We start from the raw sequence: 22579 nt of genomic DNA on the forward strand, positions 1-22579 counted from the left end.
CGACTCGACACCGGTTATGACAGCCAAGACTTCCGCAGCGGCAGACGCCACCCCCGTGGTGGGCGTGATTATGGGTTCTTCCAGCGATTGGGAGGTCATGAAGCACGCGGTCACCATGCTGGAAGACTTCGGCGTGCCGTACGAGGCGCGCGTGATTTCCGCGCACCGCATGCCGCAGGACATGGCCGAGTACGGCGCCGCGGCGTTCGATCGCGGCCTGCGCGGCATCATCGCCGGCGCCGGCGGCGCGGCCCACCTGCCGGGCATGATGGCGGCCCTGACCGAAGTGCCGGTGTTCGGCGTGCCGGTGCCGTCCAAGTACCTGCGCGGCGAGGATTCGCTGCTGTCCATCGTGCAGATGCCCAAGGGCGTGCCGGTTGCCACCTTCGCCATCGGCGAGGCCGGCGCCGCCAACGCCGCGCTGCACCTGATCGCCACGCTGGCGGGCACCGATGCCGGCTTGCACAAGAAGCTGGTGGCATTCCGCGCGCGCCAGACGCAGGCCGCGCGCGACATGAAGGTTCCGCCCGAGGCTTGATCCCCATGACGCAATCGACTGCTTTCACCATTGCCCCCGGCGGCTGGCTCGGCCTGCTGGGCGGCGGCCAGCTGGGCCGCATGTTCTGCCACGCGGCGCAAAGCCTGGGCTACAAGGTCGCGGTGCTGGACCCGGCCGCCGAATGCCCGGCGGGCATGGTGGCGGACCTGCACATCCAGGCCGCCTATGACGACGAAGACGGCCTCGCGCGCCTGGCGCGGACCTGTCAGGCCGTCACCACCGAATTCGAGAACGTGCCGGCCGACAGCCTGCGCGCGCTGGCCGCCCGCTGCCGCGTCAGCCCGGCCGCCGACGCGGTCGCCATCGTGCAGGACCGCATCGCCGAAAAGGCCTTCATCGCCAGCCAGGGCATCACGGTCGCGCCGCACGCCGCCATCCGCAGCGAGGCCGATCTGCGCGCCGCGCCCGACAGCCTGTTCCCCGGCATCCTGAAGGTCGCGCGCCTGGGTTACGACGGCAAGGGCCAGGCCCGCATCGACACGCGCGAGGCCGCGCTGGCCGCCTTCGCCGAGTTCGGCGGCGTGGCCTGCGTGCTGGAAGCGCTGATGCCGCTGGACTATGAAATCTCGGTCGTGATCGCGCGCGGTTTCGACGGCGCCAGCGTGGTGTTCCCGGTGGCGCGCAACGTGCACCGCGACGGCATCCTGGCCGTATCGACGGCGGCGCCGGTCAAGCTCGACGCCGCCCACGCCGAACGCCAGGCGCAGGCCACCGCGGCCGCGCAGGGCATCGCCCAGGGCCTGGGCTATCACGGCGTGCTGTGCGTCGAATTCTTCGTGCTCAAGGACGGCAGCCTGATCGTCAACGAGATCGCGCCGCGTCCGCACAACAGCGGCCACTACACCATGGACGCCTGCCTCACCAGTCAGTTCGAGCAGCAGGCGCGCGCCATGGCCGGCCTGCCGCTGGGCGGCACCGACCTGCTGGCTCCGGCCGTGATGCTGAACATCCTGGGCGACATCTGGTATCCGTCGGCCACCGGCGACGCGCAGCGCGAGCCCGACTGGGCCGCCGCGCTGGCGGTGCCCACGGCCAAGCTGCACCTGTATGGCAAGCGCGAGGCGCGCCGTGGCCGCAAGATGGGCCACGTCACCATCGTCGCGCCGACGCTGCAACAGGCCCAGGCCGACGCGGCGCGCGTCGCCGCCGCGCTGGGCATGCAGGCGCCCGAGTAACGCCATGTCCGCTTCGTTCGACTCCGCCAGCGCCGCGGACATCGCCGACGCCGCCCGGCGCCTGCTGGCCGGCGAGCTGGCCGCGTTCCCGACCGAGACCGTCTACGGCCTGGGCGCGGACGCCGAGAACCCGCAGGCCGTGGGCAGGATCTACGCCGCCAAGGGCCGGCCGTCGAACCACCCGGTGATCGTGCATATCGCGCCGCAGGGCGACCTGTCGTACTGGGCGGCCGAGGTGCCGCCCGAGGCGCGCCTGCTGATCGACGCCTTCTGGCCCGGTCCGCTGACGCTGATCCTCAAGCGCGCGCCGCACATCGCCGACACCGTCAGCGGCGGCCAGGACAGCATCGGCATCCGCTGCCCCTCGCATCCGGTGGCGCAGGCGCTGCTGGCGGCGTTCGCGGCCGGCAAGCCGAACGGGCAGGGCGGCGTGGCCGCGCCGTCGGCCAACAAGTTCGGCCAGGTCTCGCCGACCCGCGCCGACCACGTGCGCAGCGAATTCCCCGACGAGGTCGCGGCCGGCATGCCGGTGCTGGAAGGCGGCGCGTCCGAGGTCGGCATCGAATCCACCATCCTGGACCTGTCGCGGCTGGACCGCGGCGCCGGTCCGGTGCTGCTGCGCCCCGGCCACATCAGCGCCGCGCAGATCGAGGCCGTGCTGGGCGTGCAGGTGTTCGCGCCCGACGCAGCCGCGCCGCGCGCCTCGGGCACGCTGAAGGCGCATTACGCGCCGCGCACCGCGCTGGAGCTGGCCTCCGACGCCCGCCTGCAAGCCGCGCTGCAAGGCCGCGGCCTGCCGCCGGGCAAGGTCGTGGTGGTGGCGTACACGCCGCCGCCGCCGGCCGTCGATGCGCGCATCCAGTGGCAACAGGTGCCGGCCGATCCGGCGCGCTACGCCCAGGCCTTGTACGCCTTGCTGCGCGACCTGGACGGCAAGGGTTTTGAACGCATCATCGTGCAGGCCCCTCCGGCCAATGACGATTGGCACGCGGTCAACGACCGCATCGGCCGCGCCGCTGCCGCGTTCACGCTCGATACCACCGACCTGTAGGGCGGGGGCGCCGCTCAGGCCGCCAGGAATTCCCCGATCCTGGCCACCGCCTGGCGCATCGGCGCCAGGAATTCCCCCGTCAGGCGCTCCAGCGGCACCCGCGCCGCCTTGACGCTGACGTTGACGGCGCCGCAGGCCTTGCCGCTGGCCGAGCGCACCGGCACCGAGATGGCGCGCACATTCAATTCCAGTTCCTGGTCGACCACCGCGTAGTCCTGCTCGCGGATGCGCGCCAGCTCGGCCCGCAGCCGCGCTTCGGTGGTCAGGGTGAATTCGGTGTAGGGCTGCAGTTCGATGGCGGCGAAGTAGCGCGCCAGCGCCGGCTCGGACAGCTGCGCCAGCAGCACCCGGCCGATGGAGGTGCAGTAGGCCGGCAGGCGGCTGCCCAGCCCCATCGAGGTGGCCAGCAGCCGGTTCACTTCCGAGCGTGCCAGGTACAGCATCTCGTGCCCTTCCATGATGGCCAGCGCACAGGTTTCGTTGACACTGGCGCTCAATTCCTCCAGCACCGGCTGCGCCAGCGAGACGAACGGCGTCGACGAGAAGTAGGCGTAGCCCAGCCCCAGGATGCGTGGCGTCAGGATGTACTGGCGGCCATGCTGTTCGGCGATGCCCAGCAGGATCAGCGTATGCAGGCAGCGCTGCACCACCGCGCGCGGCAGGCCGGCGCGGCGCGCCAGCTCGGCCGCGGTCTGCGGATGGCGGCGCGTGCCGAAGGCGCGGATCACGTGCAGGCCGCGCGCCAGCGTCAGCATGTAGTCCGGATCGCCGCGCAACTGATCGGGATGGTCTTCGGGGGCGAGGGGCGCGGCGTAGCCGGGCGGGGGATGGTTGGGCAGCATCAGCCTGCGCGCAGCGGGGCGCCGGTGCGCGCCTGCAGCGCGGTCAGTGTCATGCCGTCGATCATATCCCGGACCCGCAGGCCATCGGGCGTGACGTCGATCACGGCCAGGTCGGTGTAGATGCGGTCGACCACGCCGGCGCCGGTCAGCGGGTAGGTGCAGCGCTCGACGATCTTGGGCGTGCCGTCCTTGCTGTTGTGTTCCATCAGGATGTAGACGCTGCGCGCGCCCACCGCCAGGTCCATGGCGCCGCCCACGGCGGGCGCCTCGCCCGGCTTGTTGAGCGACCAGTTGGCCAGGTCGCCGTTGGCCGCGACCTGCATGCCGCCCATGACGCAGATGTCCAGGTGGCCGCCGCGCATCATGGCGAAGGAGTCGGCGTGGTGGAAATAGGCGCCGCCTTCCAGCAGCGTGACCGGCTGCTTGCCGGCGTTGATCAGGTCCAGGTCGATCTGGTCTTCGGCGGGCGGCGGGCCCATGCCGAGGATGCCGTTTTCGCTGTGCAGCACGATCTCGCGGCCGGCCGGCAGTTGCGCGGCCACCAGCACCGGCATGCCGATGCCCAGGTTGACGTAGCTGCCGTCGGGAATGTCCTGCGCCAGGCGCCGGGCCATGGCTTCGCGGGAGAGGGGAGTGGGCATGGCGATTCCTTCAACTGGAGAACGCGGAGTGGGCCACGCGGGTGACGCGCTGGACGAAGATGCCCGGCGTCACCACGGCCTCGGGCGACAGCTCGCCCAGCGCCACGGCGGCGCGCACCTGGACGATGGTGGTCTTGGCCGCCATGCACATGATGGGGCCGAAGTTGCGGGCGCTCTTGCGGTAGGTGAGGTTGCCCCAGCGGTCCGCGAGGTCGGCCTTGACCAGCGCGAAGTCGCCGCGCAACGGGGTTTCGAACACATGGCCGCGGCCGTCGATGATGCGGGTTTCCTTGCCGGCGGCCAGTTCGGTGCCGTAGGCGGTGGGGGTGAAGAAGCCGCCCAGGCCGGCGCCGGCGGCGCGCAGCCGTTCGGCGATGGTGCCCTGCGGCACGCATTCCAGCTCGATGCCGCCGCGCCGGTACAGGTCGTCGAAGACCCATGAATGGGACGCCTTGGGGAACGAGCAGATCACCTTGCGCACGCGGCCGGCCTTGATCAGCGCGGCCAGGCCGGTCTCGTGGTTGCCGGCGTTGTTGCTGACCACGGTGAGTTCGCGCGCGCCCTGATCGATCAGGGCGTGCAGCAGTTCAGTGGGCATGCCCGCGCCGCCGAAGCCGCTGACCAGCACGGTGGCGCCGTCGTGGATGTCGGCCACGGCGGCCGCGGGGGTGTCGAGGAACTTGTCGATCATCGTCTTGGTTTCCTGAAGGGGCGCGCCGCCTGGCCGGCGCGCCCGGTGTGGCTCAATCCAGCGTGATGCGGGCCGCTTTGACGATCTCGGCATAGCGCGCCGAGTCTTGCCGCATCAGCTCGGCGAACTGGGCGGTGGGGCCGCTGGCCGGCAGGAAACCGGCGTCCAGGAATTTCTGGCGCACGTCGGGCTCCTGCACGATCTCGCTGATCTCGCGCGCCATGCGTTCGATGATCGGCCTGGGCGTGTTGGCCGGCGCCATCAGGCCGGCCCACGAGCCGGTGACGAAGCCCGGCATGCCGGCTTCTTCCATGGTGGGAATCGACGGCTCGGTCGGCCAGCGCTGCTTGCCGGTGAAGCCCAGCGCCTTCAGGCGGTTCTGCTTCACGTATTGCATCGGCACGAGGATCGGGTCGAACACCATCGACACCCGGCCGCCCAGCAGGTCGGTCAGGATCGGCGCGCTGCCCTTGTAGGCCACGTGCGTCATGGTGATCTTGTTGCGCAGCGCGAAATCGGCGCCGGTCAGGTGGGCGCTGGAGCCGTTGCCGCTGGAGGCATAGGTGAGCTTGTCCGGATGCTTGCGGGCGTACTCCACCAGCTCGGCCACGCTGTTGACGGGCAGGTCCTGCGACACGAACAGGAACAGCGGCAGGTCGGCCATCTGCGCCACCGGCGTCAGGTCCTCGGGCTTGTAGGCCAGCTTGTAGAGGTGGAAGTTGATGATGTAGGCGGGCAGGATCGACAGGAAGGTGTAGCCGTCCGGATCGGCCTTGGCGGCCACCGACGCGCCCACGCTGCTGTTGGCGCCGGGGCGGTTCTCGACAATGATGGTCTGCTTCAGGCGCGGGCCGAGTTTTTCCATCACGATGCGCGTGACGATGTCGGTGGAGCCGCCCGGCGTGTAGGGCACGATGATCTTGATCGGCTTGCTGGGCCAGTCGTCCGCATGGGCGGGGCCGGCGGCCAGGCCGACGGCGGCCACGGCGGTGTAGAGCAGGGTCTTGAGGACGTTGCGGCGATGCCTTGCCGCGGGGTTGCTGGGCTGCGGTTTCCTTGCGAGTGCCATGGATTTGTCTCCTCCATGAGTCGGCCGAATGCCGGTGCGCGCCCCGGGTTTTTGTAGTGGCGCGGCCGGTTTTCCTGAGGGATGGTGATCGCGTTGCCTGTCGGTCAGGACGCGAAAAAAGTATGGCACGCAGGGTTCGGCCAACCGCCGCGCGGACCCGTCAATAAAGTTCGATCACCGGACTTCGTGTGCATTTTGCTAACCGCTTGCTACTCGGGTTTCCACTAGGCCTTTGCGCGTTGTTCACGCCGTGGACATCGCGTAATCTGGCGGCCGGCCCGCAAAGCATGGGCTCGGTTTCAGCCGCAGCGGGCCTACAGGCCGGCGCGGGCATCTAATTCAGGAGAAGCAATAATGAAGCGGTTGATTTCGTTTGCTGCCGGCGCGCTTGCCCTGGCGTGCGCATCCCAGGCTGCCGTGGCCGGCCCCACGCTGGATGCGGTCAAGAAGAAGGGCTACGTGCAGTGCGGCCTGACCGACGGCGTGTCGGGCTTCTCGGCCACCAACAGCAAGGGCGAATGGGAAGGCATGGACGTGGACATCTGCCGCGCCGTCGCCGCCGCCGTGTTCGGCGACCCGACCAAATTCAAGGGCACCGCGCTGTCGACCCAGCAACGCTTCACCGCGCTGCAATCGGGCGAAGTCGACGTGCTGCTGCGCACCGTCACCCTGACGCAGACCCGCGACACCTCGCTGGGCCTGTCGGCCGTGGCCGCCAGCTTCTACGACGGCCAGGGCATCCTGGTGAACAAGAAGCTGGGCGTGAAAAGCGCCAAGGAACTGAACGGCGCCACCGTCTGCGTGCAGCCGGGCACCACCACCGAACTGAACCTGGCCGACTGGTTCCGCGCCAACAACATCGAGTTCAAGCCGGTCGTGATCGACAAGGTCACCGAAGTCGTGCGCGCGTTCGAATCGGGCCGTTGCGACGCCTTCACCGACGACGCCTCGCAGCTGGCCGCCGTGCGCGCGACCCAGGTCGCCAAGCCGGACGACTACGAGATCCTGCCGGAACGCTTCTCCAAGGAGCCGCTCGGCCCCATGGTGCGCCAGGGCGACGAGAACTGGCTGGGCATCGTCCGCTGGACGCTGTTCGCGCTGCTGGAAGCCGAGGAATACGGCATCACGCAGAAGAACGTGGACGAGATGCTCAAGAGCAACAATCCCAACGTCTCGCGCATCCTGGGCGTGACGCCGGGCGCCGGCAAGAACATGGGCCTGGACGAGAAGTGGGCCTACAACGCCATCAAGGCCGTGGGGAACTACAGCGAAGTGTTCGAGCGCAACGTCGGCAAGGACAGCAAGCTGGGCCTGCAACGCGGCACCAACGCGCTGTGGAGCAAGGGCGGCGCGATGTACCCGTGGCCGATCCGCTGAGCGCGGTGACGTGACCACTGACGGCCCGCCTTGCGCGGGCCGTTTTGTTTGGGGGGACGGCTGGCGGGATCGTCATGCGATATGGCTGAAGCGTTATGCGGTACGCTATGCGCTTTTCCACCGGACGCACCCCCGCGCCATGACGCAGACCCGACCCGAGGATTCTCCCTTGTTCATCGCCGCGCTGGCGCGCGGCGTTTCCGTGCTGCGGGCCTTCAGCGAAGGCCGGCCGGCGATGACGCTGCCGGAGCTGGCCGAGGCCACCGGCCTGAGCAAGAGTTCGGTGCAGCGCTTCACCCACACCTTGTGGACGCTGGGCTACCTGCGCAAGGATCCGGTCAGCAAGAAATTCTCGCTCGGCCCGTGGTCGCTGGAACTGGGCATGAAGTATGTGCAGACCAGCCCACTGGTGCTGGGCGGCAATCCGTTCCTGCACACGCTCAACCGCAATTGCCAGGAAACCTGCAGCCTGGCCGAGCCCGACGGGCTGGACATGGTCTATGTGGCGCGCTTTGCCACCCACAAGGAAATGTTCGTCAACATGCCAGTCGGCATGCGGCTGCCGCTGTACTGCACCGCGGCGGGCCGCGCGGTGCTGGCGCGGCTGGATCCTCAGGTGGCGCGCGGCCTGCTGGAACGCGGCGAGCGCAAGGCCTATACGGCCGCCACCATCACCGACCTGGATGCGCTGCTGGCCGAGGTGGATTTCGCGCGCCGGCACGGCTATGCGCGTTCGAACGGCGAGTTCTATCCGGGCGACATCACCGTCAGCGCGGCCGTGCTGGATGCGGGTGGCACGCCGCTGGGCGCGGTCAATGTCTCGGTGCCGTCGAGCCGCTGGTCGTTCGAGCAGGCGCAGGCCGTGTTCGGGCCGCAGGTGGTGGAGACGGCGCACGCCATCAGCGCCTCGCGCACCTTGGGGCGCTCGCATCCGTTCTACGAACTCGAACCGCCCGGCGGCGCCTTGCGCGCCGCGCCCCTGGGCGAAGACGAGGCCTGATCGCAGGCATGCCCCGCCGCGAGCGCGGGCTTGCGGCGGCGAAGATGCGAGGCATCGGCGTCACGCGGCCACTCAAGGGGCAATCCGGCAAGCCTGCCGGAGCGGTTGTCTGAGACGCCGGCTTGATGCGCTGGCCTGAGGCATCGGCGGCGCACCGCTCAGGTGCGCCGCTCAATGAATTCCATACTATTTCAATCGGATATTAATTCGTCGATCAAGGGGAACACCCTAATTGGCGGCTCACTGGCGCGCGAGTTAATCTATTTTTGACACGATCGTATCGTATAGCGATTTGATCGAATCTAAAATTTCAGCCTGACGCCAGCGCGCGGGCTGTCGCCAAGGAGCCGTGCTGTGCCGTCGTCCGCCGAAGTCCGCTTTCATCCCGTGCCGGGATTCATGGGCCTGCCGCCGGCCCGCGCCGCCGGGACCGGCGCCGCGCGCGCCTGCGTCGTGGGTATCCCGTTCGACTGCGGCACCCATCCCTTCCGGGTCGGTTCGCGCCAGGGGCCGGACGCCATCCGCGAACAGTCGCGGCTGTTGCGGCCGGTGGATATCTTCCGCCGCCATGGCATCGACAATCCGCCCGAGTTCCTGCGCGTCATCGACGTCGGCAACGTGGCCTGCCATCCCGGCGACCCCGACGCCTCGTACCCGCTGATCGAGGCCGGCATCGGCGCCATCCTCGACACCGGCGCGATCCCGATCTCGATGGGCGGCGACGGCGCCGTGACGCTGCCGCAGCTGCGCGCCGTGGCGCAACGCCATCCGGACTTCGTGGTGCTGCATTTCGATTCGCACACCGACACCTATCCAATCCCCGGCTACAACACCGCCACCACCTTCACCCGCGCCGCCGAAGAGGGCCTGCTGGACGTGCGCCGCAGCTTCCACGTGGGCACCCGAGGCAGTTCGTTCATGCCGGGCGTGCTCGAGTTCGGCCGTGAAGTCGGCTACACCATCATGCCTTTCGACGAGTTCGACGCGGACCAGCGCGGCGCGCTCGACGCCATCAAGCAGCAGATCGGCGAGCGGCCGGTGTACCTGTGCTTCGACATGGACATCTTCGACCCGTCCTGCGCGCCCGGCGTCTGCACGCCGGAGTGGGGCGGCCTGTCGCCCAAGGAAGGGCTGGCCCTGCTGCGCCAGCTGGCCGGGCTCAATTTCGTGGCGTTCGACGTGAACACCGTCTCGCCGCCGCAGGACGTGCAGGGCGCCACGGCGTTCCTGGCCGCCACCGTCATGCAGGAATTCTGCGCGTTGGCGGCGGTGGCGGTACGGCAGTACCCGCAAGGACGCCCGGACTGAACCGGCGCATTGCGGCATCCATTTCATACAAGGGGAATTGCATGAAACTCAAATCCATCCTGCTCGGCCTGGCTTCGGCCGCGCTGCTGGCCCAGGCCGGCGCCAGCGTGGCGCGCACGCTCGACGAGGTGCGCGCCGACAAGACCTTGAACGTGGTCACCACCGCGTCGGCGCCGCCGCACGGCTTCAAGAACCCGCAGTCGAACCGGCTCGAAGGCATCATGGTGGACGTGGCGGCGGCGATCGCCAAGCACCTGGGCGTGACCGACAAGCTGGCCGACGTGCCGTTCTCGGGCCTGATCCCGACGTTGACCTCGGGTCGCGCCGACGTCATGTCGGCGCCGCTGTTCATCACCGAGGAGCGAGCCCGCGCCATCGACTTCTCGGCGCCCGTGTATGAATGGGGCGAAGGCATCGTGGTCAGCGACAAGGCTTCGCGCCGCTACGCCAAATTCGAGGACATGCAGGGCCAGCGGGTCGGCGTGCTGGTGGACTCGGTGCAGTTCAACATGATCAAGGACATGCCGGGCACCAAGGTCTCGACCTACCAGGACTATTCGACGCTGCTGGCCGACGTGCGCGCCGGCCGCGTCGACCTGGGCATCGTCGATCCGCCCAGCATCATCTACCAGATCAAGACCAAGAACATCCCGGGCGTGAAGCTGGACACTGGTTACCAGCCGCAGCGCAAGTGGCAGGTGGGCCTGGCGGTGCAGAAGGGCAACGCGGCGCTGCTGGAGGCCGTCAACGCCGCGCTGGCCGAGATGAAGCGCAACGGCGAGCTGGCCGCGATCGGGCAGAAGTGGGGCGTGTCCGACCTGCTCAGCAAGTAAGGCCGCCGCCTCGCGGTCACGGAGCAAGAGTTAAGGAGCAAGAATTGGATTTCGCTACGTTGCGCATGTACCTGAGTCCCCTGGCCGAGGGCACGCTCTGGACCCTGGCGCTGTTCTTCTGTTCGGCTTTCCTGGCGGTGGCGCTGGGCCTGGTGGTGTGCCTGTGCCGCCTGTCGCGGCGGCCGGCGCTGAGCCGCGCCGCGCGCGTCTATATCGACATCATCCGCGGCACGCCGCTGCTGCTGCAGCTGTTCTACATCTACTACGGCCTGCCGGAGCTGGGCGTGGTGATCAACGGCTTCGTGGCCGGCGTGCTGGGACTGACGCTGAACTTCGGCGCCTACCTGGCCGAGCTGTTCCGCAGCGGCATCCAGTCGGTGGACGCGGGGCAATACGAGGCGGCGCGCGCGCTGGGCCTGCGGCGCACGCAGCGGCTGCAGCGCATCGTGCTGCCGCAGGCGCTGCGCACCATTTTCCCCGCGCTCGGCAACTACGCGCTGGTGCTGGTCAAGGAGACCTCGCTGGTGGCCGTCATCAGCGTCTACGAACTGATGCGCGCCGGCGAAATGCTGGCGGGCGCCACGTTCCAGGCGTTGACGGTCTACACCATGGTGGGCGTCATCTATTTCGCGCTGTGCAGCGTGCTGGCCTACCAGTTCCGCCGCTCGGAGAAGCGCCTGACCGTGCCGGGTTACTGGAGCGGCGCCGGCGACAACCATGACATTTCGAAGGCCTGACGCGATGGATGCATTGAACTACGCGGCGCCGATCATCACGATGCGGGGCGTCTCCAAGTGGTATGGCGACTTCAAGGTGCTGGACGGGCTGGACCTGGAAGTGCGCCCCGGTGAAAAGCTGATCCTGTGCGGGCCGTCCGGCTCGGGCAAGTCCACCACCATCCGCCTGCTGAACCGGCTGGAGGAACACCAGCAGGGCACCATCGTGGTCGACGGCATCGAGCTCAATGATGACGTCGGCAACATCGAACGCATCCGCGCCGAGGTGGGCATGGTGTTCCAGCACTTCAACCTGTTCCCGCACCTGACGGTGCTGGAAAACTGCACGCTGGCGCCGATGCTGGTCAAGGGCGTGGCGCCGGCGCAAGCCGAAAGCCGCGCCATGCAGTACCTGGAGCGCGTCAAGATCCCGCAGCACGCGGCCAAGTATCCGGGCCAGTTGTCCGGCGGCCAGAAGCAGCGCGTGGCGATCGCCCGCGCGCTGTGCATGCAGCCGAAGATCATGCTGTTCGACGAGCCGACCTCGGCGCTCGATCCGGAGATGGTCAAGGAAGTGCTGGACACCATGGTGACGCTGGCGCGCGACGGCATGACCATGGTCTGCGTGACCCACGAGATGGGGTTCGCGCGCGAGGTCGGCGACCGGGTGGTGTTCATGGACCAGGGCGCCATCGTCGAGACCGACACGCCGGACAATTTTTTCCGGGCGCCACGCTCGGAGCGCGCGCAGGCCTTTCTCGGGCAGATCCTGGCGTAGGCGTGGCCCGGCCTGATTGGGGACGAGGCCGGAATTCCGGTTGCCGGAACCTATCGAATGGTTCCATGCCGGCCCGCGCAAATGGCTCCACCGGGTTTGCGCTACGCTACCTATCATGCCAAATCGGGCCGGCGCGCCGCCGCCGGCCCAAGCCTACGTAAAACAACCAGGGAAACACGATGAACGGCGCTGATAGTCTTTGCGATACCCTTCTGGCCAATGATGTGGACGTCTGCTTTGCCAACCCGGGCACGTCCGAGATGCACTTCGTCGCGGCGCTGGATCGCAAACCGAAGATGCGCTGCGTGCTGGGCCTGTTCGAAGGCGTGGTGACGGGCGCGGCCGACGGCTACGCGCGCATGGCCGACAAGCCGGCCGCGACGCTGCTGCACCTGGGCCCGGGCCTGGGCAACGGCCTGGCCAACCTGCACAACGCCAAGCGCGCGCGCACGCCGATGGTCAACATCGTCGGCGACCACGCCACCTATCATGTGCAATACGACGCGCCGCTCACCAGCGACGTGGAAGGCGTGGCGCGCCCCATGTCGCACTGGGTCAAGCGCGGCATGTCGGCCGAGTCGATGTCGGCCGACGCCGCCGAGGCCATCGCCGTGGCGCGCCGCCATCCGGGCAACATCGCCACCCTGATCCTGCCGGCCAACTCCGCCTGGACCGAACTGCCGGCCGACACCGCGACGGTCAAGGTGGTCGACGAAGCCGTGCCGCACACCACCATCGAGGCCGTGCGCGCCGCCGCCAAGGCGATCCGTTCCGGCGAAGTCACCACGCTGATGCTGGGCAGCACCGCGCTGCGCGAACGCGCGCTCAAGGCCGCCGGCCGCATCGCCCGCGCCACCGGCGTGCGCCTGGTGTCCGAGACCTCCAATCGCCGCGTCGAGCGCGGCGGCGACCGCACGCCGGTGGACCGGCTGCCATACCCGATCGACCTGGCCGTGGCCAAGCTCAAGGACGTGCGCCACCTGGTGCTGGTCGGCGCCAAGGCGCCGGTGGGCTTTTTCGCCTATCCCGGCAAGCCCAGCCTGCTGGCGCCCGAGGATTGCGAGAAGATCGTGCTGGCCACGGTCGAGCAGGACCTGGCGCACGCGCTGGAATGGCTGGCCGACGAACTCGGCATCGCCGCCGACGCGCCGCGCCTGGCCGCGCCGGCCCCGGCCTACGAGGTGCCGGCCAGCGGCAAGCTGACCGGCGCCGCCGTCAACATCCTGGTGGCGCATCACCTGCCCGAGAACGCCATCGTCTGCGACGAGTCCATCACCCAGGGCCGCGAATTCCCGATCTACAGCGCCAGCAGCGCGCCGCACGACTGGCTGATGCTGACCGGCGGCGCCATCGGCATCGGCCTGCCGATGGCGGCCGGCGCGGCGGTGGCGTGCCCGGACCGCAAGGTCATCACCCTGCAGGCAGACGGCAGCGGCATGTACACGCTGCAGGCGCTGTGGACGCAGGCGCGCGAGAACCTGGACTGCCTGACGGTGATCCTGGCCAACCGTTCCTACGCCACGCTGCATGGCGAGATGAAGAACGTGGGCGTGGTCGAGCCGGGCCGCAACGCGCGCCGCATGCTCGACCTGGAAGAGCCCTATCTGGACTGGACCCACCTGGCGCGCGGCATGGGCGTGGAGGCGGTCAGCGTCGATACCGTGGAAGGCTTCGCCCGCGCCTTGCAGGACGGCCTGAAGCGCCGTGGACCGTTCCTGATCGAAGCGCTGATCTGATGTCGCGCGCGCCGCGCCGGCAGGGCCCGGCGCGGCGCGTTCAGACGCCCAGATAGCGCGTCAGCTGTTCGGGCCGGGCGGCCAGCGCCGCGCTGTCGCCGTCCTGCACGATCAAGCCCTTTTCCATCACCAGGCAGCGGTCGGTGTGCGCCAGCACCGCGCGGTAGTTGCGGTCGACGATCAGCGTGGACATGCCGGTGGCGCGGATCTGCCGGATGATCTTCCAGATCTCGGCCACGATCAGCGGCGCCAGGCCCTCGGTGGCTTCGTCCAGGATCAGCAGGTCGGGGTTGGTCATCAGCGCCCGGCCGATCGCCAGCATCTGCTGCTCGCCGCCCGACAATTGCTGGCCGCCATGGCCCAGCCGCTCCGTCAGGCGCGGAAAGGTCTCCAGCACGCGCGCATAGGTCCAGTCGCGCCGCCCCTGTTCGCCGGCGCGCGCCGCCACCAGCAGGTTCTCGCGCACGCTCAGGTTGGGGAAGATGCCGCGGCCCTCGGGCACGTAGGCCACGCCCAGCTGCGCGATGGCGTGCGGCCGGGCGCGGGTGCAATCGGCGCCGCGCACCGCCACGCGGCCCTGCGCGCTGCGGATCTGGCCGACCAGGCTGCGGATCAGGGTGGTCTTGCCCATGCCGTTGCGGCCCACCAGCCCCACTGATTCGCCCGCCGCGATGCGCAGGCCGACGCCCCGCAGCACGTGGCTGGCGCCGTAGTACACATGCAGGCCGTCGGCCTCGATCAGTGCGCGCATGCGGGTTCTCCGGTGGCGCCATGCGGGTCCTGGTCTTCGCCCAGGTAGGCGGTGCGCACGTCGGCGTTGGCGCGGATCTGCGCCGGGTCGCCGCTGGCGATGCTGCTGCCGTTGACCATCACCGTGATGGTGTCGGCGATGCGGAATACCGCGTCCATGTCGTGCTCCACCAGCAGAATGGCGTGGTTGGCCTTGAGCGTCTGCAGCAGCGCCAGGATGCGGTCGGTTTCCTCCGGGCCCATGCCGGCCAGCGGTTCGTCCAGCAGCAGCACCTGCGGCTCGCCGGCCAGGCACATGGCGATCTCCAACTGGCGCTTGCGGCCATGCGGCAGCAGGCCGGCCAATTGCGCGGCGTCGGCCGCCAGGCCGGTGCGTTCCAGCGCCTGCGCGGCCAGCCCGGCGCTGGCGGCGCAGGCCGAGGCCGGCCGCCACCAGTGCCAGAAACGCTGGCGCCGCGCCTGCGCGGCGAGGCGGCAGTTCTCGAACACGCTCAGTTCCGGGAACAGGGTCGAGCGCTGGTAGCTGCGGCCCAGGCCGGCGCGGGCGCGTTCGGGCTGGCCCCAGGCGGTGATGTCGCGGCCGCCCAGCGACACCTGGCCGCTGCTGGGCGCGAGTTCGCCGGACAGGATGTTGATCAGCGTCGACTTGCCCGCGCCATTGGTGCCGATGACGGCATGCACTTCGCCGCGCCGCAGCGCCAGCGATACGCCGTTGACGGCGGTCAGGCCGCCAAAGCGCCGGGTGACCGCGTCGGCGGCCAGCAAGGGATCAGGCATGTGGCTCTCCTTGGATCGGCAGGGGCAGGGGCTTGGCGGCGTTGGCCGATGCGACCGGCGTGGCCGGGGCTTGTCGCGCCCGGCGACGGCGCCATTGCGCCGGCAGGCCGGCCAGGCCGTCGGGCAGCAGCGCCACCAGCGCGATGATGGCCAGGCCCAGCGGCAGGTGCCAATGGCGCGCGTAGTCGCCGAACAGGGCCTGCGACTGGAACAGTTCCTGCAGCAGCACCAGCGTCGCCGTGCCCAGCACCGCGCCGCCCAGGCTGCCCATGCCGCCCAGGATCACCATCAGCAGCACCAGGCCCGATTGTTCCCAGGCCAGCAGCTCGGGCGTGACGAAGCCGTCCTTGAGCGCGAACAGGAAGCCGGCCAGGCCCGCCAGCGCGGCGCCGATGACGTAGGCCGCCAGCTTGTACGGATAGGTCGAATAGCCGGCCGCCCGCATGCGCTGTTCATTGATGCGGATGCCCGCCAGCGCCGCGCCGAACGGCGAGCGCCGCAGCAGCGCCAGGAAGCCCCAGGTCAGCGCCAGGCAGGCCAGCACGAAGAAGTAGTAGGCCTGGCCCTGGTCCAGGTCGAACGGCCGCCAGCCGCCGATCTCGGCCTGCGGCCGGAAATACAGGTAGATGCCGTCGCTGCCGCCGCCGACCTTGGTGTCGTGGAACACGTAGTAGGCCATCTGCGCGAACGCCAGCGTCACCATGATGAAGTACACGCCGCGCGTGCGCAGCGCCAGCGCGCCGGTCAGCGCGGCGTAGGCGGCCGCGGCCAGCAGCGCCGCCGGCAGCAGCCACCACAGGCTGGCCGCCTCCGACTGCGGCGACAGCAGCGCGGCGGCGTAGGCGCCGATGCCGAAGAACGCCGCGTGCCCCAGGCTGACCAGCCCGGCGCCGCCCACCAGCAATTGCAGGCTGAGCGCGAACACCGCGTAGATCATGATCTTCACGGCCAGCCCGGTGTAGTAGTCGCTGCCGCTCCAGGCGAAGGCCGCCAGCGCCAGCAGGGTCGCGACAGGCAGGAGTCGATTCACATTCATGGTCAGCCCTGTTTGAACAGCCCTTCGGGCTTGCACAGAAGAATCGCGGCCATCAGCACGTACACCAGCACGCCGGCGGCGGCGGGGAACAGCACCTGGCCGAAGGTCTCGACCACGCCCACCAGCATCGCCGCCAGGAACGCGCCGCGGATCGAGCCGATGCCGCCGATCACCACCACCACAAAGCAGATGATCAGCACGCCGTTGCCCATGCCGGGATACACCGACGACACCGGCGCGGCGATGCTGCCGGCCAGCGCCGCCAGCGCCACGCCGGCGGCGAACACCAGCCGGTACAGCTTGTTGACGTCGATGCCGAGCGATCCGGTCATCTCGCGGTTGCTGGCGCCGGCGCGCAGCATCATGCCGAGCCGCGTGCGCGCGATGACCCAGTACAGCAGCAGCGCCACCGCGATGCCCACCGCCGAGATGAACAGCCGGTACACCGGATAGGTCATCACGTCGCCCAGCGCGATGCTGCCCTGCAGCCAGGACGGCAGCGGCACGCCGTGGACGTCGTTGCCCACCAGGATGCTGCGCAGTTCCTCGAACACCAGGATCAGGCCGTAGGTCATCAGTACCTGCTGCAGGTGGTTGCGGCGATACAGATAGCTGAAGAACGCCGCTTCCAGCTGGTAGCCGAGCGCGGCGGCGGCCAGCACGCACACCGCCAGCGTGGCGATGAAGCCGCCGCCGAGCCAGCGGTCCACCGCCGGCCCCAGCGCGAACGCCATGTAGGCGCCGATCATGTAGAAGCTGCCGTGCGCCAGGTTGATGATCCCCATGATGCCGAAGATCAGCGTGAGCCCGCTCGCCACCAGGAACAGCAGCAGGCCGTACTGGAAGGCGTTCAGGCTCTGGATGAGCAGGATGCCGACGTCCATGGGGCCGCCGTTCCTAGAGCTTGCAGCCGCGGGCCGGATCGGCCAGCTTGCGCACGGCGACCTCGACCACCTTGTTCTCCAGGCCGTCGACGCGCCGCAGGTAGATGTCCTGCACCGGGTTGCCGGCCTTGGACAGCGTGAAGGCGCCGCGCGGACTGTCGACGGTGGCGCCGCGCATGGCCTCGCGGAATTCCGCCTTCTTGCCGAAGTCGCCCTTGACCGCCGCCAGCCCCGACTGCATCAGCTGCGCCGCGTCGTAGCCCTGCACCGCGTAGACGTCCGGCTGCATGTTGTAGGCCTTGCCGTAGTCGGCGCGGAAGGCGTTGTCGCGCGGCGTGTTCAGGCCGTCGGCATAGTGCAGCGTGGTCAGCAGCCCCTGCGCCGACGCGCCCTGCGCCTGTAGCGTGCCGTCGGTGAGAAAGCCCGAGCCGTACAGCGGAATGGTCTTGTCCAGGCCCGCCGCGTGATAGTCCTGCACGAATTTCACCGCGCCGCCGCCGGCGAAGAAGGTGAACACCATGTCGGGCTTGAGCGCGGCGATCTCGGTCAGCAGCGACTGGAATTCGACGTTGGGGAAGGGCAGGCTGAGTTCCTTGACCACCTTGCCGCCGGCCTGTTCGAAGCCTTCCTTGAAGCCGCCGATGGCCTCGTCGCCGGCCGCGTACTTCCAGGTGATGGTGACCGCCGTCTTGTGGCCGCGCGCCTTGGCCACCGGGCCCATGGCGTAGGCCGGCTGCCAGTTGGTGAACGAGGTGCGGAAGATGCCGGGGCCGCACAGCGGGCCGGTGATGGCGTTGGCGCCGGCGTTGGTCACGATCAGGGTGGTGTCGGCATCCTTGGCGGCCTTGGCCAGCGCCATCGCCACGCCCGAGTGCACGGTGCCGATCAGCACGTCCACCTGGTCGCGCTTGATCAGGCGGTTGGCGTTCTCGGCGGCCTTGGACGGGTTGGATTCGTCGTCCACCTTGAAGTATTCGATCTCGCGCCCGCCGAGCTTGCCGCCCTGTTCGGCCACGTACAGCTTGAAGCCGTTTTCGATGGCGGTGCCGAGCGCGGCGAAGGTGCCGCTGTAGGGCAGCATGAAGCCGACTTTGAGCTTGTCTGCGGCCAGGGCGCCGCTTGCGGCCAGCATCAGCGCCGCGCCTAGCGCGGCCCGGGTCAGGGCGTGGGTCATGGTGGTGTCTCCGTGCTTGTCATGGGCTGCCGGTGGGGCGGCCGGGTTGGTCCAGCGCGCCGACGAAGCCGGCGATGGCCTGGATAACGGTGGCGGGCTGGTCCTTGTGCGGCGAATGCCGGCAGTCGGGAATCTCCAGCAGTTGCGTCTGCGGCGCGGCGCGGCGGATGCCGCGTATCTGTTCGAGCGTGCCGTACTCGTCGTCCACGCCCTGCATCGCCAGCACCGGGCAGGCGATGGCGGGCAGGCGGTCCTCGATGTTCCAGCGCCGGAAGGCGGGGGCCAGCCAGACGTCGTTCCAGCCACGGAAGGCCGAGTCGACGTCGTCGTGATGGCGCGCCAGCCGCGCGCGTAGGTCGGTGTCCCGGTAGGCCTGGCGCGCCTGTTCGATGTGCGCCACGGTGCGGTCCTCGACGAAGATGTGCGGCGCGGCCACCACCACGCCCGCCACCGCGCCGGGATGCATGGCGGCATGGAGCAGGGCAATGGAGCCGCCATCGCTGTGGCCGAACAGGATGGGACGGTCCCGTTCCGCGTCGATGCCGAGCGCGGCGAACAGCGCCGGCAGCACTTCAAAGGCCTCGCGATGCATGAAGTCGACCGGCCGCTTTTCCCCCGCGGCCAGCGGCGTGGAGCGGCCATAGCCATGGCGCGAATAGACCAGCCCGCGGCAGCCGGCGGCCTCACAGGCCTGCCGCGGCCAGTCCTTCCACATCGACACCGAGCCCAGCCCTTCGTGCAGGAACACCAGCAGCGGCGCATCCTGGCGGGGCGCCGCGATCCACTGGTATTCCAGGCGCAGGTCGACGCCGGGCGCGCACACCTCGGCCAGGGCGATGGGCTCGGGGGCGGACACGGCGCTCATTGCGTGACCTGTTCCAGCTGCCGCAGGCGGAAGCGCTGGATCTTGCCGGTGGCGGTCTTGGGCAGTTCGTCGGTGAAGTCGATCTGGCGCGGATACTTGAAGGGCGCCAGGTGCTGCTTCACATAGCGCTGCAGATCGGCGCCGGTGTCCGCGTCCGGCGCGTAGCCCGGCCGCAGCACCACGTAGGCCTTGGTCTTGACCAGCCCGTCGTGGTCGGGCACGCCGATCACCGCGGCTTCCAGCACCGCCTCGTGCTGCACCAGCACGTTCTCGACCTCGACCGGCGACACGTACTGGCCGCTGACCTTGATCATGTCGTCGCTGCGGCCGGCATAGGTGTAGTAGCCGTCGGCGTCGCACAGGTACTTGTCGCCGCTCTTGAGCCAGTCGCCCAGGAAGCACTGGCGCGTCTTGTCGCGGTTGTTCCAGTACATGAGCGCGGCGCTCGGGCCCTTGATGTAGAGGTCGCCGATGGCGCCGGCGGCCACCGGCGCGCCGTTGTCGTCGCGCAATTGCACCTCGTAGCCGGGCACCGGCTTGCCGGTGGTGCCATAGCGCAGCTGGCCGGCGCGGTTCGAGATGAAGATGTGCAGCATCTCGGTCGAGCCGATGCCGTCCAGGATGTCACAGCCGAAATGGCGCTGGAAGCGTTCGCCGATGTCGCGCGGCAGGGCTTCGCCGGCCGAGGTGCAGACGCGCATCGCCACCTGCTCGCGCGGCGGCAGGTCGGGCGCGGCCAGCATGCTGGCGTACAGCGTCGGCACGCCGTAGAACACGGTCGGGCGATGCCGCACCAGGCGCTGGAACACGGCCTGCGGCGTGGGCCGCTCGGCCATCAGCACGACGGTGGCGCCGACCGACAGCGGAAAGGTCAGGCCGTTGCCCAGCCCGTAGGCGAAGAACAGCTTGGCCGCCGAGAACGCCACGTCGTCCTCGCGAATGCCCAGCACCGGCTTGGCGTACAGCTCGGCGGTGTGCCACAGGTTGCCATGGGTGTGGACCACGCCCTTGGGCTTGCCGGTGGAGCCCGACGAATAGAGCCAGAAGGCGATCTCATCGGACAGCGTGCGCGCGGCCGGCGCCAGCGGCGCGGCGGCCAGCAGCGCGTCGAGCGCGTGCGCGCCCGGGGGCAGCGCCGCCGTCGGGCGCGACACCACCAGGTGCTCGATCTCGCCGGGCGCCTGCGCCAGCGCGGCTTGCAGCGTCGGCAGCAGGTTCTCGGAGACGAAGGCGGCCCGCACCCGGCTGTGATCGAGGATGTAGGCGTAGTCGTCCGGCGTCAGCAGGGTGTTCACGGCCACCGGCACCACGCCCGCGTGCAGCGCGCCCAGGAACACCACCGGCCAGTCGGCCGTGTCCTGCATCAGCAGCAGGACGCGTTCCTCGCGCCGCAGACCCAGCTGGCGCAATGCGCCTGCCATGCGCGCCACGCGTTCGGCCAGTTCGCCATAGGTGAGCTGGCGGGTGTCGTCGATGTAGGCCAGCTTGGCGGCGCGCGGCGCGTTCAAGGCGGCCAGGTGGCTGGCGAAGTTCAGTTCGGCGGGGCAGGCATTCACGGTTGTCTCCTGGTGTCCTGGCGGGCGGGGCGGCCTGTCCGGCGGTCCGCAAGCGTCTGGCGGCTTGTCGTGACCGGCGGCAGGGCGTGGGGCATGGGTCAGCCCGCGCCGGCGGCCGGCCGGCCACGCGGGGCGCGGCCGGGGCGGTGGGGGGAAGCGGGGCGCGGCTTCATGCGCGGGTGAACTCGATGGCGCCGCCGGGCAGCAGGTACAGCACCAGCGCGCGTCCCTGCGTCACGGTGGGGCGGTGGGCACTGCCCGGGCCGTAGACCAGCCAGCCGGCGCCGTGGCCGTCGAAGCGCGCCGCGTCGGTCAGCGGCATGATCATGTCGATCTCGCCATTGGGATGGGCGTGGTGCGGGCCGGCCAGGTCGTCCATGTCGACCACGTCGACCGAACAGCCGCCCAGGTCCTCGGCCGGCTTGATGACGCGGCCGTAGCGGATGCCGCCGCCTTCGCGGTCGCACATCCAGCCGTCGGCCACGCCCTGCCTACAGGTGGCGAAGATGTCGGCGTACAGCGCGCTGTCGGGGCCGGCCTCCTGGTTCAGGCGCTGCTGCAGGGCGCTGTCCAGCGCTTGGCCGGCCATCAGGCCCGTCACCTGGCGCATCAGGGCGTGGAATCGTTCTGGCGTGCTCACCGGTCTCCTCCTATACACTGTCGGCGCTTCAGCGGCGGATGCAGTCCAGTGCTGTTTTGCCGCACCTGACGCCCTGTTGAAGCTGTTGAAGGAAAAATAGTGCTTCCATTGATGTGGGTCAAGCACTATAGTGCATAAATCGGGTGTTATCAGGGTTTTTGCGGAGTCAGCTACACCATGAATCAAGCGCTAGACGCGGCGCCAACCGAACCCAGGCGGGAAGCTTTCCTGGTGGCATTGGGCGAGCGGGTGCGCCGCCTGCGGGCCATCCGCGGCATGACGCGCAAGGGCCTGTCGCAGGTGACCGGCGTGTCCGAGCGGCACCTGGCCAATCTCGAGCACGGCGTGGGCAATGCCTCGATCCTGGTGCTGCTGCAGATCGCCAAGGCCTTCAATTGCGCGCTGGCCGAGCTGGTCGGCGACGTCACCACCGAATCGCCCGACTGGCTGCTGATCCGCGAACTGCTCAGCGGCCGCACCGAATCCGACCTCCAGCGCGCCCGCGAGGCGCTGACGCAGCTGTTCGGCGTGGGCGCCGGCGCGCAGCGGCCCAACCGCACCCAGCGCGTGGCGCTGATCGGCCTGCGCGGCGCCGGCAAGTCGACCCTGGGGCAGATGCTGGCCGATGACCTGGGCTACCCGTTCGTCGAGCTGAACCGCGAAATCGAGCGCGTGGCCGGCTGCAGCATCCTGGAAATCCACAACCTGTACGGCCCCAACGCCTACCGCCGCTACGAGCGCCGCGCGCTGGAAGAGGCGGTGCAGATCTATCCGGAGATGGTGCTGGCCACGCCCGGCGGCCTGGTGTCCGAGCCCGCCACGCTCAACCTGCTGCTGGCGCACTGCTACACGGTGTGGCTGCGCGCCACCCCCGAAGAGCACATGGGCCGGGTGATGGCGCAGGGCGACTTCCGACCGATGTCCGGCAACAACGAGGCAATGGCCGACCTCAAGCGCATCCTGGCCGGGCGCGAGGCCTTCTACGCCAAGGCCGACCTGACCTGGGTCACCAGCCACCTGGAGGTGCAGGAGAGCTTCGCAGGCTTGCGCACCCAGGTGCGCAAGGCCTGCGGCCTGCCGTTGTAGCGCTCGCGTCTTTCGCCGACGACCACCAGGGCCGC

23 protein-coding genes are annotated in these 22579 nt (G+C 69.4%); 11 read left to right on the forward strand and 12 right to left on the reverse strand.

From position 1 onward, the window contains the following. The first annotated feature begins 16 nt into the window (after nucleotides 1-16). The 3 genes from purE to AC1HFW_RS27920 are packed head-to-tail and all read left to right on the forward strand — an operon-like array spanning nucleotide 17 to nucleotide 2785. Complete coding sequence (gene purE / locus AC1HFW_RS27910) at nucleotides 17-538, forward strand: 5-(carboxyamino)imidazole ribonucleotide mutase (protein WP_026383173.1); 522 nt, start codon at nucleotides 17-19, stop codon at nucleotides 536-538. A gap of 5 nt (nucleotides 539-543) precedes the next feature. Beyond that, entirely contained in the window at nucleotides 544-1734 is a 1191-nt protein-coding gene (locus tag AC1HFW_RS27915; RefSeq protein WP_061073647.1) for a 5-(carboxyamino)imidazole ribonucleotide synthase, read from the forward strand. A gap of 4 nt (nucleotides 1735-1738) precedes the next feature. After that, on the forward strand, nucleotides 1739-2785 hold the full coding sequence (locus tag AC1HFW_RS27920; RefSeq protein ID WP_006390804.1) for an L-threonylcarbamoyladenylate synthase: 1047 nt from the start codon (nucleotides 1739-1741) through the stop codon (nucleotides 2783-2785). Nucleotides 2786-2799: 14 nt separating this feature from the next. On the opposite strand, the gene AC1HFW_RS27925 is transcribed toward AC1HFW_RS27920, so the two are convergent. Genes AC1HFW_RS27925 through AC1HFW_RS27940 form a run of 4 tightly spaced genes read right to left on the reverse strand, consistent with a single transcriptional unit; the run spans nucleotide 2800 to nucleotide 6028 of the window. After that, nucleotides 2800-3627, reverse strand: a complete 828-nt coding sequence (locus AC1HFW_RS27925) for an IclR family transcriptional regulator domain-containing protein (protein ID WP_006390803.1) — start codon at nucleotides 3625-3627, stop codon at nucleotides 2800-2802. Beyond that, nucleotides 3627-4268, reverse strand: coding sequence for a 3-oxoacid CoA-transferase subunit B (locus AC1HFW_RS27930; RefSeq protein ID WP_241073957.1), 642 nt, complete (start codon nucleotides 4266-4268; stop codon nucleotides 3627-3629). Before AC1HFW_RS27930 ends, AC1HFW_RS27925 begins: the two co-directional genes overlap by 1 nt. 10 nt (nucleotides 4269-4278) lie before the next feature. Next, the gene (locus AC1HFW_RS27935; protein ID WP_479285957.1) at nucleotides 4279-4959 is read right to left on the reverse strand and encodes a 3-oxoacid CoA-transferase subunit A; all 681 of its coding nucleotides are present in this window, start codon (nucleotides 4957-4959) and stop codon (nucleotides 4279-4281) included. A 52-nt stretch (nucleotides 4960-5011) separates the two neighbouring features. Then, nucleotides 5012-6028, reverse strand: a complete 1017-nt coding sequence (locus tag AC1HFW_RS27940) for a Bug family tripartite tricarboxylate transporter substrate binding protein (RefSeq protein ID WP_116520277.1) — start codon at nucleotides 6026-6028, stop codon at nucleotides 5012-5014. 354 nt (nucleotides 6029-6382) lie between these two features. Here AC1HFW_RS27940 and AC1HFW_RS27945 point away from each other — a divergent pair, with 354 nt between their 5' ends. The 7 genes from AC1HFW_RS27945 to AC1HFW_RS27975 all read left to right on the forward strand — a co-directional run bounded on the left by AC1HFW_RS27945 (nucleotide 6383) and on the right by AC1HFW_RS27975 (nucleotide 13776). Continuing rightward, complete coding sequence (locus AC1HFW_RS27945) at nucleotides 6383-7405, forward strand: amino acid ABC transporter substrate-binding protein (protein ID WP_006390799.1); 1023 nt, start codon at nucleotides 6383-6385, stop codon at nucleotides 7403-7405. A gap of 139 nt (nucleotides 7406-7544) precedes the next feature. Further along, nucleotides 7545-8405, forward strand: coding sequence for an IclR family transcriptional regulator (locus AC1HFW_RS27950; RefSeq protein WP_479285959.1), 861 nt, complete (start codon nucleotides 7545-7547; stop codon nucleotides 8403-8405). 399 nt (nucleotides 8406-8804) lie between these two features. Then, nucleotides 8805-9713 (forward strand): arginase family protein, encoded by a 909-nt coding sequence (locus AC1HFW_RS27955; RefSeq protein WP_238891787.1) that lies wholly within the window; start codon nucleotides 8805-8807, stop codon nucleotides 9711-9713. 41 nt (nucleotides 9714-9754) lie between these two features. After that, nucleotides 9755-10546: an ABC transporter substrate-binding protein gene (locus tag AC1HFW_RS27960; protein WP_006390796.1), complete on the forward strand. Its 792-nt coding sequence runs from the start codon at nucleotides 9755-9757 to the stop codon at nucleotides 10544-10546. A gap of 44 nt (nucleotides 10547-10590) precedes the next feature. After that, nucleotides 10591-11283, forward strand: coding sequence for an amino acid ABC transporter permease (locus AC1HFW_RS27965; protein ID WP_479285961.1), 693 nt, complete (start codon nucleotides 10591-10593; stop codon nucleotides 11281-11283). 4 nt (nucleotides 11284-11287) lie between these two features. Further along, entirely contained in the window at nucleotides 11288-12040 is a 753-nt protein-coding gene (locus AC1HFW_RS27970) for an amino acid ABC transporter ATP-binding protein (protein ID WP_479285963.1), read from the forward strand. 179 nt (nucleotides 12041-12219) lie between these two features. Continuing rightward, on the forward strand, nucleotides 12220-13776 hold the full coding sequence (locus tag AC1HFW_RS27975; protein WP_479285964.1) for an acetolactate synthase large subunit: 1557 nt from the start codon (nucleotides 12220-12222) through the stop codon (nucleotides 13774-13776). Between the two features lie 40 nt (nucleotides 13777-13816). Here the strand turns inward: AC1HFW_RS27975 and AC1HFW_RS27980 are convergent, their stop codons facing one another. From AC1HFW_RS27980 to AC1HFW_RS28015, 8 genes are all read right to left on the reverse strand, one after another. Beyond that, nucleotides 13817-14527 carry an ABC transporter ATP-binding protein gene (locus tag AC1HFW_RS27980; protein WP_006390792.1) on the reverse strand — a complete coding sequence of 237 codons (711 nt, stop codon included), beginning with the start codon at nucleotides 14525-14527 and terminating at the stop codon, nucleotides 13817-13819. Continuing rightward, nucleotides 14515-15303, reverse strand: a complete 789-nt coding sequence (locus AC1HFW_RS27985; protein WP_479285965.1) for an ABC transporter ATP-binding protein — start codon at nucleotides 15301-15303, stop codon at nucleotides 14515-14517. The genes AC1HFW_RS27980 and AC1HFW_RS27985 overlap by 13 nt, the downstream gene beginning before the upstream one ends. Beyond that, entirely contained in the window at nucleotides 15296-16339 is a 1044-nt protein-coding gene (locus AC1HFW_RS27990) for a branched-chain amino acid ABC transporter permease (protein WP_479285967.1), read from the reverse strand. The genes AC1HFW_RS27985 and AC1HFW_RS27990 overlap by 8 nt, the downstream gene beginning before the upstream one ends. Before the next feature lie 2 nt (nucleotides 16340-16341). Continuing rightward, complete coding sequence (locus AC1HFW_RS27995) at nucleotides 16342-17223, reverse strand: branched-chain amino acid ABC transporter permease (RefSeq protein ID WP_479285968.1); 882 nt, start codon at nucleotides 17221-17223, stop codon at nucleotides 16342-16344. 13 nt (nucleotides 17224-17236) lie between these two features. Beyond that, nucleotides 17237-18397, reverse strand: coding sequence for an ABC transporter substrate-binding protein (locus tag AC1HFW_RS28000; protein ID WP_006390788.1), 1161 nt, complete (start codon nucleotides 18395-18397; stop codon nucleotides 17237-17239). 19 nt (nucleotides 18398-18416) lie between these two features. Beyond that, nucleotides 18417-19262, reverse strand: coding sequence for an alpha/beta fold hydrolase (locus AC1HFW_RS28005; protein ID WP_479285971.1), 846 nt, complete (start codon nucleotides 19260-19262; stop codon nucleotides 18417-18419). Beyond that, nucleotides 19259-20818, reverse strand: a complete 1560-nt coding sequence (locus AC1HFW_RS28010; RefSeq protein WP_479285972.1) for a benzoate-CoA ligase family protein — start codon at nucleotides 20816-20818, stop codon at nucleotides 19259-19261. Before AC1HFW_RS28010 ends, AC1HFW_RS28005 begins: the two co-directional genes overlap by 4 nt. A gap of 169 nt (nucleotides 20819-20987) precedes the next feature. Beyond that, complete coding sequence (locus AC1HFW_RS28015; RefSeq protein WP_035359381.1) at nucleotides 20988-21458, reverse strand: DUF4863 family protein; 471 nt, start codon at nucleotides 21456-21458, stop codon at nucleotides 20988-20990. Between the two features lie 177 nt (nucleotides 21459-21635). On the opposite strand from AC1HFW_RS28015, the gene AC1HFW_RS28020 reads away from it, so the two are divergent. Next, entirely contained in the window at nucleotides 21636-22544 is a 909-nt protein-coding gene (locus AC1HFW_RS28020) for a helix-turn-helix transcriptional regulator (protein ID WP_035359379.1), read from the forward strand. Nucleotides 22545-22579: the final 35 nt, after the last annotated feature.

Source organism: Achromobacter sp. ISS7, from assembly GCF_056523125.1.

Coding starts and splice junctions, on each gene's coding strand:
- AC1HFW_RS27915 (WP_061073647.1), top strand. CDS start 544: ATGACGCAATCGACTGCTTTCACCATTGCCCCCGGCGGCTGGCTCGGC.
- AC1HFW_RS28000 (WP_006390788.1), bottom strand. CDS start 18,397: ATGACCCACGCCCTGACCCGGGCCGCGCTAGGCGCGGCGCTGATGCTG.
- AC1HFW_RS27945 (WP_006390799.1), top strand. CDS start 6,383: ATGAAGCGGTTGATTTCGTTTGCTGCCGGCGCGCTTGCCCTGGCGTGC.
- AC1HFW_RS28005 (WP_479285971.1), bottom strand. CDS start 19,262: ATGAGCGCCGTGTCCGCCCCCGAGCCCATCGCCCTGGCCGAGGTGTGC.
- AC1HFW_RS27935 (WP_479285957.1), bottom strand. CDS start 4,959: ATGATCGACAAGTTCCTCGACACCCCCGCGGCCGCCGTGGCCGACATC.
- AC1HFW_RS27985 (WP_479285965.1), bottom strand. CDS start 15,303: ATGCCTGATCCCTTGCTGGCCGCCGACGCGGTCACCCGGCGCTTTGGC.
- AC1HFW_RS27970 (WP_479285963.1), top strand. CDS start 11,288: ATGGATGCATTGAACTACGCGGCGCCGATCATCACGATGCGGGGCGTC.
- AC1HFW_RS27960 (WP_006390796.1), top strand. CDS start 9,755: ATGAAACTCAAATCCATCCTGCTCGGCCTGGCTTCGGCCGCGCTGCTG.
- AC1HFW_RS27920 (WP_006390804.1), top strand. CDS start 1,739: ATGTCCGCTTCGTTCGACTCCGCCAGCGCCGCGGACATCGCCGACGCC.
- AC1HFW_RS27980 (WP_006390792.1), bottom strand. CDS start 14,527: ATGCGCGCACTGATCGAGGCCGACGGCCTGCATGTGTACTACGGCGCC.
- AC1HFW_RS28020 (WP_035359379.1), top strand. CDS start 21,636: ATGAATCAAGCGCTAGACGCGGCGCCAACCGAACCCAGGCGGGAAGCT.
- AC1HFW_RS27950 (WP_479285959.1), top strand. CDS start 7,545: ATGACGCAGACCCGACCCGAGGATTCTCCCTTGTTCATCGCCGCGCTG.
- AC1HFW_RS27930 (WP_241073957.1), bottom strand. CDS start 4,268: ATGCCCACTCCCCTCTCCCGCGAAGCCATGGCCCGGCGCCTGGCGCAG.
- AC1HFW_RS27995 (WP_479285968.1), bottom strand. CDS start 17,223: ATGGACGTCGGCATCCTGCTCATCCAGAGCCTGAACGCCTTCCAGTAC.
- AC1HFW_RS27940 (WP_116520277.1), bottom strand. CDS start 6,028: ATGGCACTCGCAAGGAAACCGCAGCCCAGCAACCCCGCGGCAAGGCAT.
- AC1HFW_RS27975 (WP_479285964.1), top strand. CDS start 12,220: ATGAACGGCGCTGATAGTCTTTGCGATACCCTTCTGGCCAATGATGTG.
- AC1HFW_RS27955 (WP_238891787.1), top strand. CDS start 8,805: ATGGGCCTGCCGCCGGCCCGCGCCGCCGGGACCGGCGCCGCGCGCGCC.
- purE (WP_026383173.1), top strand. CDS start 17: ATGACAGCCAAGACTTCCGCAGCGGCAGACGCCACCCCCGTGGTGGGC.
- AC1HFW_RS27990 (WP_479285967.1), bottom strand. CDS start 16,339: ATGAATGTGAATCGACTCCTGCCTGTCGCGACCCTGCTGGCGCTGGCG.
- AC1HFW_RS27925 (WP_006390803.1), bottom strand. CDS start 3,627: ATGCTGCCCAACCATCCCCCGCCCGGCTACGCCGCGCCCCTCGCCCCC.